This window comes from Sorangium sp. So ce375, from assembly GCF_051473855.1.
Classification (GTDB): domain Bacteria; phylum Myxococcota_A; class Polyangia; order Polyangiales; family Polyangiaceae; genus Sorangium.
In genome coordinates this window covers 433,955-447,359 of record NZ_CP150335.1, presented here as the reverse complement: position 1 = coordinate 447,359, position 13,405 = coordinate 433,955, and the positions used below count along the sequence as shown (strand labels likewise).

The window sequence follows — 13,405 nt, the reverse complement described above, 5'->3', positions numbered from 1 at the left end:
GCCAGAGGAGAGGCACGAAGTCTATTTACCGGTCTGGTAGATCTGGTCGAAGACGCCGCCGTCGGAGAAGTGCGCCTTCTGGGCTTTTTGCCACCCGCCGAACACGTCGTCAATCGAGAAGAGCGCGACCTTCTGGAAGACACCCTCCGACTCGGCCGCCGCGAGGACCGCCGGGTTGCGCGGGCGGTAGAAGTGCTTCACCGCGATGCGCTGCCCCTCCTCCGTGGAGAGGAAGGCGAGGTACGCCTCCGCCGCCGCCCTCGTCCCGCGCCTGTCGACCACCTTGTCGACCACCGCGACAGGCGGCTCGGCGAGGATGCTGATCGACGGCACGATCACCTCCAACTTGTCCTTACCGTTCTGCCCGCTCTGCTTCACCGCGAGCAGCGCCTCGTTCTCCCAGGCGATCAGGACGTCGCCGAGCCCACGCTCGACGAACGTCGTGGTCGAGCCGCGCGCCCCCGTGTCGAGGACGGGCACGTTCTTGAAGAGGCGGCCGACGAAATCCTTCGCCTTCGCCTCGTCGCCGCCCGTCCGCTTCAGCTCGTACCCCCAGGCCGCGAGGTAGTTCCAACGCGCGCCGCCGGAGGTCTTCGGGTTCGGGGTGATGACCGCCACGCCCTCCTTCACGAGGTCGTCCCAGTCCTTGATGCCCTTGGGGTTGCCCTTGCGCACCAGGAAGACGATGGTCGACGTGTAAGGAGCGCTGTTGTCCTTGATGCGCGCCTGCCACCCCTCCTTGATCAGCCCGGCGGACGCGACCGCATCGACGTCGTAGGCGAGCGCGAGCGTGACAACGTCCGCCTCGAGCCCGTCGATCACGGACCGGGCCTGCTTGCCCGAGCCGCCGTGCGATTGCTTGATGGTGACGTCCTGTCCGCTCTGCTCCTTCCAGCGCTTCGCGAAGGCGGCGTTCACCTCTTCATAGAGCTCGCGCGTGGGGTCGTACGAGACGTTCAGTATCTGCAACGACCCCGACTTCGAGGCGCCGGCCGCGTCGCCCTTCGAGCACGCCGAGAGCGCCAGCGCCAGCACACACCAGAGCATCGTCATCAAGCATCGCATCGATCGTCCCTACTCCCTCATCCAGCCGCGAGATACCGCGCTTCCCGCTGCGCGAGCGCGTCGAGCAGTTGCTGGAAGCGAGCCGCGCCGCAGCGCCGGGCCATGAACGCCGCACGGCCGAGCTTCTGGCAGATCTTCTTGGCGAGCAGCACGCCGCCGTGGCTGTTCACGTCGGTCAACACGATCACGAGATCGGCCCGCTCGATCGCCGCCCGCAGCTCGGCCGCGCCGCGGCCGCCCGTGTTGCCCGTGTGAAACTCCAGATGGTGCCCCGCCTGCAGCGCCATCCGCTCCAGCTGAGCCTGGTTGCGATCCAATCCACCAATCCAGGTGATCCGCATCGCTCCGCCTCCTTGCTCCCCGCAGCGGGTGACCGCCGCTATAGCGGACATATCTCACGCTAAAGCAGAGGACGCAAGGGAGAATCGCCAAGATAACGGACGACACGTCTTGGATACCGGAGGGACACAGGCAGGGCGGGGTGCGGAAACGCGGCGGGGCTACCCGCGCGATCCGTAGGTCATGACGAGGTACATGACGGCCTCGGAGCCGCCCGGGTTGCGGTAGCTGTGGGGGCTGTCTGCCTCGAACAGGATGGCGTCGCCGGTCTCGAGGAGGCGCCGCTCGCCCGACACGGTGATCTCCACCGAGCCCTCGGTGACGATCAGGTTCTCCGCGGTGCCGGGGGCGTGCGCGTCGGCGTGCTCGACGGAGCGCGGCGCCAGGCGGAGCTCGTAGAACTCCACGTTGCGCGGCCGGTCCATCGGGAAGAGCGCCCGGGAAGAGAAGTCGCCGTTGCGCGAGCGCAGGATGCGCGCGTGCGAGGCGTGCATGACGGTCGTCACGGGCGAGGTCGCCTGGCTCATCAACGCCGAGAAGGGGACCCCGAGGGCGCGCGCGATCTTCCAGAGGACGTTGATTGTCGGCGTGCTCTGGCCCAGCTCGATCTGCCCGAGCATCGCCCGGCTCACCCCGGACGCCTTCGCCAGGCGCTCGAGCGAGAGGCCCCGCTCTGCCCGGAACCGCTTCAGGTTGGAGGCGACGACCGGTGTGAGGTCCGCGGACTCATCGATCGCCGGCTCGTCCCCACCAGGCTCGCTCGCCGGGGGCGGGGGCGGCGGCTCGGCGGTCGCCGATCGCGCGGGTGGCTGGGCTCTGCGTGCCTTCACTGGACGCGTATCCGCCATGGTGGAGGGCGCGCGTCAAGCGAGCGGGGGAAGGGCGCGCTCAGGCGCCGCCGGAGACGCCCCCGCCACCGCGCTCCCGGCCGACGGGCGCGGCGCCGACGGCGCGAGCGCGGGCGCCGCGGCGGGGAGCGCGGTCCGCGTTGTGTGGCCGGTGATGAGGCGGGCGCCGCGCTTGAAGGTGATGTACTGCCACATCCACGCGAACATCACGGTGAAGCGGTTCCTGAAGCCGATCAGGAAGAGCACGTGGACGGCCAGCCAGGCGAGCCACGCGAGCGTGCCCGACATCTGCAGGCGCCCGACCTTCGCGATGGCGCGCGACCGGCCGATGGTCGCCATCGTCCCCTTGTCGAGGTAGGCGAACTGCCCGCGCGGGCGGCCCTGCAGATCGCCGAGGATGCAGCGGGCGACGAAGCGCCCCTCCTGGATCGCGGCCGGGCTGAGGCCGGGCACGTCGACGCCGTTCCGGTCGCGGAGCGCGGCCATGTCGCCGATCGCGAAGACGTTCGGGTGCCCGGGGAGGGAGCAATCCGGCCCGACCTTCACGCGGCCGACGCGATCGAGCTCGACGCCGAGCGCGTGCGCGAGCGGGGTGCCGCGGACCCCGGCGGCCCAGATGACGGTCGCGGCGGGGAGGCGCTCGCCGTCCTCGAACTCCACGCCCTGCTCGTCGATGCTCCGGAAGCGCCGCCCCTTGATGACCTCGACCCCGAGGGACGTGAGCTGCTCTTCGGCGCTGGCCGAGAGGCTCTCGGGGAAGGCCTGGAGGATGCGCGCGCCGATCTCGACGAGCAGCACCCGCGAGAGCGAGGGGTCGAGGGCGCGAAAGTCGCGCGCGAGGATGTAGCGCGCGAGCTCGGCGAAGGCGCCGGCCATCTCGACGCCCGTCGCGCCGCCGCCGATGACGACGAACGTGAGCAGCCGGCGCCGCGCGGCGGGGTCCTCCTCGCGCTCGGCGGCCTCGAAGGCGAGCAGCATGCGCTCGCGGATGGTGAGCGCCTCGTCGAGGTTCTTGAGCGCCGGCGCGAACCGCGCCCACTCCTCGTGGCCAAAGTAGTTGTTCGTCGCGCCGACCGCGAGGATCAGGAAGTCGTAGTCCAGCGGGTCGCCGTCGACGGTGACGCGCCGGCCGGCGAGGTCCACGCCCGTCACGTCGCCGAGCAGGACGCGGGCGTTGCGCTGGCGCGACAGCACCGATCGGATCGGGACCGCGATGTCGGCCGGCGAGAGGCTGGCGGTCGCCACCTGATAGAGCAGCGGCTGGAACAGGTGGTGATTGGTCCTGTCGATGAGGGTGACCCGGACGGGCGCGTCGCCGAGCGCCTTTGCCGCGTTCAGGCCGCCGAATCCCCCGCCGACGATCACGACGTGAGGCTCTCTCGCGGTCGTTGCCATGGTGCCTCCTGACGAGGAACGCTTCCTCGGTGGCACGACGATGGTAGGGGTCGCAGATCACCGCGGCAAGCAGGCGCCGCGCGCTCGTGCGGCGAGCAAGCGCCGCGCGCAGGCGGCCTCCAGCTCCCTCGCTACGAGGGTGAACGGATCGCAGAGGCGCAGCGCAGAATCGCCATGATGCCGGGTCGCCGGCGAGGGAGATCGCCGCCGCGACCGCTCATGCCGCTGCAGCCTTCACATCGGTCTTCCCACCGGTCTTCCCCTCCGGCGCTTCGCCGTGCAGCGCCCCGGCGAGGAGCTTCCGGCCGCGGTGCAGGCGGCTCATGACGGTGCCGACCGGGACGCCGAGCTGCGCCGCTGCGTCCTTGTAAGACATCTCCTCGAGGTCCACGAGCACCAGCGTGTCACGGAAGGTCTGCGGGAGCGTCGCGAGCGCGCGCCGCACGCCGGGCGAGAGCGCGTGCACGTCGGCGCAGCGCTCCGGCGCGGTCCACGCGCACGGGTCGGTCGCGAGCACGTCGAGGGCGTTGCGCTCGCGACGGCTGCGCCGGCAGCGGGTGATGAACACGCTGAAGAGGATCTGGTGCACCCACGCCCGCAGGTTGGTCCCAGGCTCGTAGCTCCCCGCGAACCGGATCGCGCGCTCCACCGTGTCCTGCACGAGGTCCTCGGCCGTCGCGGGCGTCCGGGAGAGCCGCAGCGCGCGGCCGAAGAGCTCCGGTGTCATTTCGACAAGACCCCGGAGCAGCTCGTCGACCGTCCCCCGCGAGCCCTCGCCGGGCGCCGTTCGCGCCGCGCGCGCCGCGTCGAGCGACGGCCTGCGCCCGAGCGCGCGCGCCACGCCGGGCGACGGCGGCGCTAAATTCGAGGACCGGGCGGGGGCGTGAACGGCGTGGACGAGCATGGCGGGACCTCCTGCGCATCCGCACTGGCAAGGCAGGTGCCACCGCGCGGACCTCGCGAACGACGCGCAACGCGCTGGATGGCGCGGGCGGAGACACGCGGGCGCGTGTCAAATCGACAGCAGGGAGCACGGGCTCGCCAGCATGGCGAGGCGAGCCTACCGGCGCCGCGATCGGCCCGGCGGTCGCGCCCGCGGGGGTGCCGAGCGGGCACCCCGCGGAGCGCGCGCTCGGGTCACGGCGAGAGCGGGTCGCTCCCGGCGGCGAGCGCGGCGATCAGGCCCGGGACCAGCTCGGCGATCTCGCTCGCGAGCAGCCCCCGATCGCTGCCCGTCTGCGCGCGCCACACGTCCGCGGCGAGCGCGTGGATCAGCACCCCCGCGCTCGCCGCGGCGGCGGGATCCATCGAGCACAGGAGGGCCGCGATCATCCCCGTCAGGACGTCGCCCGAGCCTGCGGTGGCGAGCGCCGGGTTGCCGGCCATGCAGATGAACATGCGGCCGTCCGGGAGCGCGATGATCGTGCGCGCCCCCTTCAGCACGACGATCGCCCGGGTCAGCGCCACGGCCTCGCGCACCGCGCCGAAGCGGTCCTCCTCGATGGCCCGAGCGCTCCGGCCCAGGAGCCGCCCGAGCTCGCCGGAGTGCGGCGTCAGGACGAGGCTCCCGCGCGCGGTCGCGAGCGCCTCCGGGCGGCCCACGAAATGCGTCAGGGCGTCCGCGTCGACGACCTTCAGGCCGTCCCAGCCGAGCACGACGTGATCCACCGCGGCCCGCGCCCGCTCATCGAGGCCAAGCCCTGGCCCGATGGCGACCGCCCGCCGCCCGGCGAGCGCGCCGTCGAGCGACGCCGCGATGGAGGCCGGATCGATCGAGGTCGTCATCAGCTCCACGACGCGCGACTCCATCGCGTGCACGGTGTCGGCCCAGGTGCAGATCGTCACGAGGCCCGCGCCCGTCCGCATCGCCGCGCGCGCGGTCAGCAGCGCGGCGCCCAGCTTGCCCGACGAGCCGGCGATCACGAGCACGTTGCCCGCCTGGTGCTTGTAGACGCTCGCCTCGCGCGGGCGCAGCGACGAGCCGATGGTCTCCTTGCGGAGGACCTCCGCGACGTGGCCCACCTCGGCGAGGATCGGCCGGTCCGGGACGCCGAGATCGACGACGTGGACGTTGCCCGCGAGCCGCGCGCCCTCGGGCGTGAGCAAGCCGATCTTGAGGTGGCCGAAGGTGACGGTCTCGTCGGCCTGCACGGCGGCGCCGAGCGGCGCGCCGCTGTCGGCGTCGAGGCCCGACGGCACGTCGAGCGCGATGCAGAGGCAGGTCACCGTGTTGAGGACGCCGATGACGTCGGCGAGGTGGCCCTCGATCGGGCGGTCGAGGCCCGTGCCGAAGATCGCGTCGACGACGAGGTCGGCCTCGGCGAGCGCGGCCTCGAGCGGGTCGAGGGAGGCGCCCGCGGGGAGCTCGGTCAGGGCGCCGCCGAGATCGACGTACGCGTCGTGGTTGATGCGGCTGTCGCCGGTGACCTTCTCGGACCGGGCGGCCAGGAAGACCTGGACCTCCGCGCCGCGGGCGAGGAGGTGGCGCGCCACGACGAAGCCGTCGCCGCCGTTGTTGCCGGCCCCGCAGACGACGACGACCCGTGCATGAAGGGGGTATGTCGCGGGCTGCCCCGGGCTCGGGACGTGCCGCACCGGGAACGATCGGATCCGCGCGGCGCGGGCCTCGTCGGCGTCGCGGCGGCCGTTCGGCGGCGGCGGGACGCTCCCGGGGCGGCCCCGGAGACCCGCCCCGGAGGGCAACGTCGCGGGCCACAGCGCCCGCGCGTGCGAAGGGCCAAGCGCGGGCAGGTGCGGCGCACGGTGCACGGTGTTGCCAGGGAGCCCGGCGGCGCCGTCCGGCCCGGCGCTGCGCGCCTCGATGATGGCCGAGATCACGTCGGCGGCGCCGCGGCCGGCGTTCTCCATGAGGACCACGCCGGGGACGTGGCACTGGTGGATCGCGTGTTTGTCGAAGGCGCGCATCTGCGCGCGAGAGAGGACCGGAATCACGAGCGCTCGTTCCCTTCGTCGTCCAGACCGGATCGGCTTTCGCCGCCGTCGCCCTCTTCGTTCGAGGATCGGCCTTCGCCGTCCCCTTCCAGGATAGCCACCGCCGCCGCCACCCCCGCGTCGTGTGTGATCGACAGGTGGACCCGCTGGACGCCCATGCGCTCGGCGAGCGCGCGCGCCGGGCCGTGGAGCGCCATCGTCGGCGGCGTGCGCGGCGCGCCGCGCACCTCCAGGTGATGCCAGCCGACGCCCGGCGCGCCGGCCAGCGCCTTCACGACGGCCTCCTTCGCGGCGAAGCGCCCCGCGAGCGCCGTCGCCCGGTCCACGCGGTGCGCGAGCGAGCGGCGCTCCGGCTCGGACAGCACCCGCTCCCAGAACCGCTCCCCCCACCGCGCGAGCGCCTCTTCCATGCGTCCGATGCCGCAGACGTCGATGCCGATGCCGAGGATCACGCGCCCCCCTCGATCGACCGAGCGCCCCGGCAGGCGGCCGGCGGTTTCACGGCGCCTCCGCGGGCGGCGCTCGCCATGATGCGACGGGCGGGACAGACAGACAGGGGGAAGGCCATGAGGCGACTCTACCCTATTCGATGGCGACGCCCCGTGAAACGCGATCCGCGCCTCGCCCGGAGCGCGGAAGCGGACGCGGACAGCGGACGCGGACAGCGGACGCGGAGCGCGCCTTACGGGCTGAACCGGAGCGGAGACGAGGGCCGGTGCGAGGCGGCCGACCGCGGCCTCACGCGCCGCGATCGCGCGGCGCGCGCGGCAGAGGAGCGTCGCCCGAGAGCGCCGATCGCGGCTACCATTCTCGCAGCGCCCATGCAGACAGCCCTCGATCTGACGGTCATGCTTCCGCAGAGCGCTTACGACTACGGCGAGCGCTCGTCGGGCGAGGCCCACGGCGTGGTGCTGACCAAACCCCACGTCGTCAATCTCATCCTCGATCTCGCGGGCTATACCGCGGACCGGGATCTCGCGTCGCTGTCGCTGCTCGAGCCGGCCTGCGGCCACGGCGCGTTCCTCGTCCCCGCCGCCGAGCGGCTCATCCAGTCGGCGCGCCGCCACGATCGCGACATCCTCCAGATCGAGCCGGCGATCCGGTCGTACGACGTCGAGCGAGATCACGTCGACCGCGCGCGCCTCGCCGTCGCCGGCGCCCTCGCGCGGCTCGGGCTGCCGCACGGCGACGCGACGCGCCTCTCGGAGGCCTGGATCGCCCACGGCGACTTCCTCCTCACCAGCCAGGGGCGCCGCTTCGACGCGGTGGTCGGCAATCCCCCCTATATCAGGATCGAACAGCTCTCGCCCGAGCTCCAGGAGGAGTATCGGCAACGGTACAGGTCGCTCTACGACCGCGCCGATCTCTACGTCGCGTTCATCGAGCGCGGCCTCGAGCTCCTCGCGCCCGGCGGGGTCCTCTCGTTCATCTGCGCCGACCGGTGGACCCTCAACCGGTACGGCGCGCCGCTCCGCCGGATGCTGTCGCGGTGGTTCCGGGTGCGGTGCTACGTCGATCTGCGCGGCGCCTCCCCCTTCGAGTCCGACGTCGTCGCCTACCCGTCGATATTCGCCGTGTCGCCCGGCAGGACAGGGAGCGTGCCTGTCGCGACGCTGCGCACCGCATCGCCGGAGGAGTGCGAGGCCGCTTCCGCCGCTCTTCGACGCGCAGAGGGACGCGCAGAGGGACGCGCGGAGGGGTGCGCGGAGGGACGCGCGGAGGGGCGCGCAGAGGCGAGCGCGGCGGAGCGCGGCTCCGGCGTCGCCGTGTCGGAGTACGCCTCCTGGTTCGAGGGCGACGACCCGTGGGTGCTGGGCTCGCCGGAGCACCTCGAGGCCCTGCGCGCGCTCGAGGCGCGGTTCGCGCCGATCGAGGAGGTGGGCGGGACCCGGGTCGGCATCGGCGTCGCCACCGGAAACGACAGGATCTACATCGTCGGCGAAGAGGCCGATATCGAGCGCGATCGCCTCGTGCCGCTCGTCATGCGAGACGACATCGAGGACGGCCGCGTCCGCGACGCCAGGCGGTTCGTCATCAATCCCTTCGGGCCCGACGGCAAGGTGGTCGACCTCGCCGAGTACCCGCGGCTCTCCGGCTACCTGCACGCCCACGAGGCCGAGATCCGGAGGCGCTACATCGCCCGGCGGGCCGGCGCGAGCTGGTTCCGCACCATCGATCGCGTGTATCCGGAGCTCTGCTCCGCCCCGAAGCTGCTCGTCCCCGACATCGCAGGATCCAACGAGGTGGCCTATGACGAGGGCAGGTTCCACCCGCACCACAATCTCTATTTCATCACCTCGGAGGGCTGGGACATGGAGGCCCTCGGCGGGCTGCTCGGCTCCAGGGTCGCCCTCTTCTTCGTGTGGTCCTATGCGGTCAAGATGCGCGGTGGCTACCTGCGCTTCCAGGCCCAGTACCTGCGGCGGATCCGCCTCCCCCCGCCGGAGAGCGTGGCGGAGGAGCTGAAAAGCGATCTCCGGATCTCCTTTCGGCGGCGCGACTTCGACAGGCTCGACGAGCTCGCGCTGCGCGCGTACGGCATTGACGCGCTCCCCGGGTTCAGCTTCCTCGACACGAGGAGATAGCGCTCTATCCGGGGCCGCGCCCGGCGTGATACCGTCGCGCTCTCACGGGGGCGTTCGCGGGCGAGGGACGAGCGATGACGGCGGAGAAGATCGAGTGCGCTAGCCGTATCGAAGGGGTCGTCGTGTACGCGCGCGGGGCTATCGTCACCCGCCGCGTCGAGCTCGCGGCGCCGCTCCCCCGGGGGGCGGTAGAGATCTCGGTGCCAGGGATCACGCCGCTCGCCGAGCCGGGGAGCTTCCGCGCGCTCGTCACCGCCGCAGGCGCTACCGCGGCAGCGGGCGCTACAGCGGCCGCAGCCGCAGGCGCTACGGCGGCCGCGGGCGCGACAGCGGCCGCGGGCGCGGCGGCGGCTTTCGGGGCCCCGCGCGGGGCGCGCGACGTGATCGGCGTGCGCGCGCGGCTCGTCGTGCCCCCGGCGCCCGTCTCGAGGAGCGCGCTCTCGGCCGGGCTCCGCGAGCTCGAGCTCGCCATCGCGCGCCTGTCGGCCGAGCGCGACCACCTCCGCCTCTGGCGCGACCAGCTCGGGGCCGTCGCGCTCGATCCGGAGCTCACGCGGCGCTTCCGGCCGGGCGACCCGGCGGCCCGCATCCGCGACGCGCTCGCGGTGAGCGGCCTCCTCTCGGACGAGCTCGCCGCGCTCGACGCCCGCGTCGCCGCGCTCGACGCGGAGCTCGAGCGCGCCCGGAAGGAGCTCCTGGCCGCCCAGCTCGACGCCGCCCAGGCCACGAGCGGCGAGGTCGAGGAGCGCGACCCGGCGCGCCTCGACGTGGTCGTGCGGCTCGCGCCGGAGCGCGGCGATGCGGGCGGGGAGCCGGCGCTCCGGCTCGAGTACGCCGTGTTCGCCGCCCGCTGGTGGCCCGCCTACGCCGCGCGGTTCTCGCGCGGCGCGACCGAGGTCGCCTTGCAGCTCGACGCGCTCGTCGCGCAGGCCTCCGGCGAGGACTGGAAAGACGTGCGCCTCGCGCTCGCCACCGCCGATCTCGTGCAGGACACGCGGCTGCCGGAGCTCGCCTCCCTGCGCCTCAGCCGCGCGCAGCGCCCCCCGCGCCGCGGCTACCGCCCCGCGCCCGAGGGGCTCGACACCATGTTCGAGGGGTTCGACCGCTTCGTCGCCGCCCTCCCCCAGCCCGCTGCGCGCACCACCGCCGCTCCCGGAAAGCTCCCGCCCGCGCGTGACAGCGACGAGACCACGCGGGCCACCCAGGAGCCCTTCGCGGCGAGGGCCAGGCTGGCGGCGCCCGCGCCGTCCGGCGCGGGCGCGCCGCCGCCACCGCCGACGATACGGCCGGCGAGCCCGTTGGCCGCCCCGCCGCCCCCGGTGCAAGCCGCCGCGCCGATGGCGTTCGCCCCGCCGATGCCGCTCCCCGCGCCGGCGCGCAAGTCGCGCGGGCTGTCGCTCCCGTCGTTCGGCGGCGGCTACGGGGGGCCGCCCCCGCCGGCTCCCCAGGCGAGCGCGCCCCCGGTCCCCCGGGGCGCCTTCGCCTCCGCGGCGAGCGTCGAGCTCACGGCCGGCCTGGCCGACGAGCTGCTCGCCCACGACGAGGCGCTCGACGGCGCCGGCGCGGCCCCGGCGCCGCTCGAGCCAGCGCAGGTCGAGGAGTGGCTCGATTTCGACGCGCTGCACCTCCCCGGCGCGGGCAAACAGCGCGGCAGGCTCGCGCGCGACGAGCCCGGCCCCTCGCGGCGCCCAGCGCGGCAGGCGGAGCAGGACATCGCGGAGCTCGACGCCCCGCCCCGGGCCATGGATCCGCGCGACTCGCGCGGCCAGTTCGACCACCTCTACGTCGGCGAGAGCGCCGCCGACGTGCCGTCGAACGGCAGGCTCCACCGGGTCGCGCTGGGCGCCGCGCGCGCCCCCGCCGCGCCCCGGTTCGTGACCGCGCCCCGCGAGGCGGCCGAGGTCTACCGCGAGGCGCAGGTCGAGAACCCCTTCGACGCCCCGCTGCTCGATGGGCCGGTCGAGATCTTCGTCGACGGCGCCCTCGCGGCGCAGTCCGCGCTCGGCCGCGTGGATCGGGGCGGCCTCCTCCGCGCCGGCCTCGGCGTCGAAGAGCGGATCCGGGTCGCCAGGAACGCGCGCGTGGACGAGTCGAGCGCCGGCCTGCTCGGCGGCTCGCTCGCCGTCGAGCACGCGGTCGTCATCGACCTCTCCTCGTCGCTCGGGATGGGCGTCGAGGTCGAGGTCCTCGACCGCATCCCCGTGACGGACGACAAGGACGTCGAGATCAAGCTGCTCTCGTCGCAGCCGAAGGCCGAGCCGTACACCCAGGAGGAGCTCGGAGAGCCCGTGCGCGGCGGGCTCCGCTGGCGCGTCCCGATCGCGCCCGGCGGCAAGGCCTCCGTCTCCTTCACCTACCGCGTGCTGATCTCGTCCAAGAACGAGATCGTCGGCGGTAACCGTCGGGAATAACAAAGGAAACGAGCGCACCATGGCGACGGATGCGGGCGGTTCGGACGGGGCTGGGCGGAGCGCCGGCGGAGGCGGCGGGAGCGGCGGGCACGAAGGCGCCCGCGCGCCGCACCCGAGCGCGGCGCGCGCGGTGACGCTGTTCGAGGATCGCGCCGAGGTCGTGCGCGCGGCGCGCGTCGAGGTCGAGGCGGGGGCGCAGTGGATCGCGATCGGCGGCGTCTCGGTGTTCGTCGACGAGCGCACCGTGCAGGCGCGCGTCGCGGGGACGGACGCGGTCCGGGTGACGGCGGCGCGCGTGCGGTGGAGGGCGCACAGGGAGGCGGCGCTCGGGCGCGAGGCGATCGACGCGCTGGAGCAGGAGGAGCGCGAGGCGTCGCTGCGGGCCGGCGCCGCGGAGCGCGCGCGGGACCGGGCGTCGCGCCGCGAGGCGCACCTCGACCAGCTGCTCGGGAAGTGGGCGCGGGCGATGAGCGAGGTCCCGAAGGACGCCGGCGAGCCCGCGCGCCTCGCCTCGTGGCGCGGCGGCGTCGAGGCGCTGCACGCGGCGCTCGCCGAGGCGCTCGGCGCGTCGGCCGACGCGCGCGCGGCGCGGGCGCGCGCCGACGAGGACGCCCGGCGCGCCGGGGCGCGGCTGCGCGAGGGATCCGTCGAGCAGCCGCGCTACGAGGCGGTGATCGAGGTCGAGGTGCACGCGCCCGCGCCGCAGCCCGTCGAGATCGAGCTGACGTACCGCGTGGCGTGCGCCATCTGGCGCCCCGAGCACCTGGCGCGGCTCTCTGCCGGCGCCGCGGGCGGCGCGGCGGCCCAGGGGCCGGGCGGCTCGATCGAGCTCACCACCTGGGCGGCGGCGTGGCAGGCGACGGGCGAGATCTGGGAGAACGTCGTCGCGCGCTTCTCGACCGCGCGGCCGTCGAGGAGCGCCGAGGCGCCGCTCCTCGCGGACGACGTCCTCCGGGTGCGACGCAAGACGGAGGTCGAGCGCCGCCGCGTGATCGTCGAGGCGCGCGACCAGGCGATCGCCGCGGCCGGGCTCGACCGCGGGGCGCGGGCCGTCGACGAGATGCCGGGCGTGGACGACGGCGGCGAGCCGCTGATCTTCGAGGCGGCGGAGCCGGTGACCCTCGCGTCCGACGGCCGCCCGACGCGCATCGAGATCGCGCGGCGCGCGCTCCCGGCCGAGCTCGCGCTGGTGCTGTACCCCGAGGTCCACCCCGCGGCGCACCTGCGCGCCACGGTGACGCTGGACGGCGGCGGCGCCGGTGGAAGGCCGCGCCCGCTGCTCGCAGGCCCGGTGCGCGTCGCGCGGGGCAGCAGCCTCATCGGCCGCGCCCGGCTCGATTTCGTTGGCGCCGGCGAGCCGTTCGAGCTCGGCTTCGGCGTCGACGACGCCGTGCGCGTGCGGCGCACCGTGGACGAGGAGCAGGACACCACGGCGATCACGGGCAGCCGCAAGATCCGCCGCCGTGTGAAGCTGTCCGTATCCAACCTCTCCAGCAGCCTGAAGCGGGTGCTTGTCACCGAGCGGATCCCAGTCAGCGAGGTGGCCGAGATAGAGGTCGCGCTCGGCGAGGCCCCCGGCTGGACGCTGGACGAGAAGGACGGGTTTCTCCGTGGCCATGTCGAGCTGCCGCCGAAGGGGCTGAAAACGATGTCGTTCAGCTACGAGCTCCGCGCCGCCGCGAGCGTGGTGTTGCCTTTTTGAAGCCAGGGAACACAGCGAACAGGAACGGGAAAGCACCGAGCCAGGGAACCGGGGAAGCTGAGAAGCTAGGGAAGCTGAGCGTCTGACGGCCGCCGCCGCACTGTCTGC

At 73.8% G+C, this 13,405-nt stretch carries 10 protein-coding genes; 3 read left to right on the top strand and 7 right to left on the bottom strand.

Annotation, left to right across the window (positions count from 1 at the left end):
• Positions 1-21 precede the first annotated feature (21 nt).
• From WME90_RS01685 to acpS, 7 genes are all read right to left on the bottom strand, one after another.
• On the bottom strand, positions 22-1,047 hold the full coding sequence (locus tag WME90_RS01685; RefSeq protein WP_437283549.1) for a sulfate ABC transporter substrate-binding protein: 1,026 nt from the start codon (positions 1,045-1,047) through the stop codon (positions 22-24).
• Positions 1,048-1,082: 35 nt separating this feature from the next.
• Positions 1,083-1,406 (bottom strand): DUF2325 domain-containing protein, encoded by a 324-nt coding sequence (locus tag WME90_RS01680; protein ID WP_437279292.1) that lies wholly within the window; start codon positions 1,404-1,406, stop codon positions 1,083-1,085.
• A 159-nt stretch (positions 1,407-1,565) separates the two neighbouring features.
• Positions 1,566-2,234 (bottom strand): helix-turn-helix domain-containing protein, encoded by a 669-nt coding sequence (locus tag WME90_RS01675; protein WP_437279291.1) that lies wholly within the window; start codon positions 2,232-2,234, stop codon positions 1,566-1,568.
• A 33-nt stretch (positions 2,235-2,267) separates the two neighbouring features.
• Positions 2,268-3,647, bottom strand: coding sequence for an NAD(P)/FAD-dependent oxidoreductase (locus WME90_RS01670; protein ID WP_437279290.1), 1,380 nt, complete (start codon positions 3,645-3,647; stop codon positions 2,268-2,270).
• Positions 3,648-3,864: 217 nt separating this feature from the next.
• The gene (locus WME90_RS01665) at positions 3,865-4,488 is read right to left on the bottom strand and encodes an RNA polymerase sigma factor (protein ID WP_437279289.1); all 624 of its coding nucleotides are present in this window, start codon (positions 4,486-4,488) and stop codon (positions 3,865-3,867) included.
• Positions 4,489-4,784: 296 nt separating this feature from the next.
• Positions 4,785-6,599 (bottom strand): NAD(P)H-hydrate dehydratase, encoded by a 1,815-nt coding sequence (locus tag WME90_RS01660; protein WP_437279288.1) that lies wholly within the window; start codon positions 6,597-6,599, stop codon positions 4,785-4,787.
• Positions 6,596-7,051, bottom strand: a complete 456-nt coding sequence (acpS, locus tag WME90_RS01655; RefSeq protein WP_437279287.1) for a holo-ACP synthase — start codon at positions 7,049-7,051, stop codon at positions 6,596-6,598. The genes WME90_RS01660 and acpS overlap by 4 nt, the downstream gene beginning before the upstream one ends.
• A gap of 369 nt (positions 7,052-7,420) precedes the next feature.
• Here acpS and WME90_RS01650 point away from each other — a divergent pair, with 369 nt between their 5' ends.
• From WME90_RS01650 to WME90_RS01640, 3 genes are all read left to right on the top strand, one after another.
• Positions 7,421-9,184, top strand: a complete 1,764-nt coding sequence (locus WME90_RS01650) for an Eco57I restriction-modification methylase domain-containing protein (protein ID WP_437279286.1) — start codon at positions 7,421-7,423, stop codon at positions 9,182-9,184.
• 74 nt (positions 9,185-9,258) lie between these two features.
• A complete protein-coding gene (locus tag WME90_RS01645; RefSeq protein WP_437279285.1) occupies positions 9,259-11,595 on the top strand; it encodes a DUF4139 domain-containing protein in 2,337 nt (778 codons plus the stop codon).
• Positions 11,596-11,614: 19 nt separating this feature from the next.
• The gene (locus tag WME90_RS01640; protein WP_437279284.1) at positions 11,615-13,297 is read left to right on the top strand and encodes a DUF4139 domain-containing protein; all 1,683 of its coding nucleotides are present in this window, start codon (positions 11,615-11,617) and stop codon (positions 13,295-13,297) included.
• Positions 13,298-13,405 lie beyond the last annotated feature (108 nt).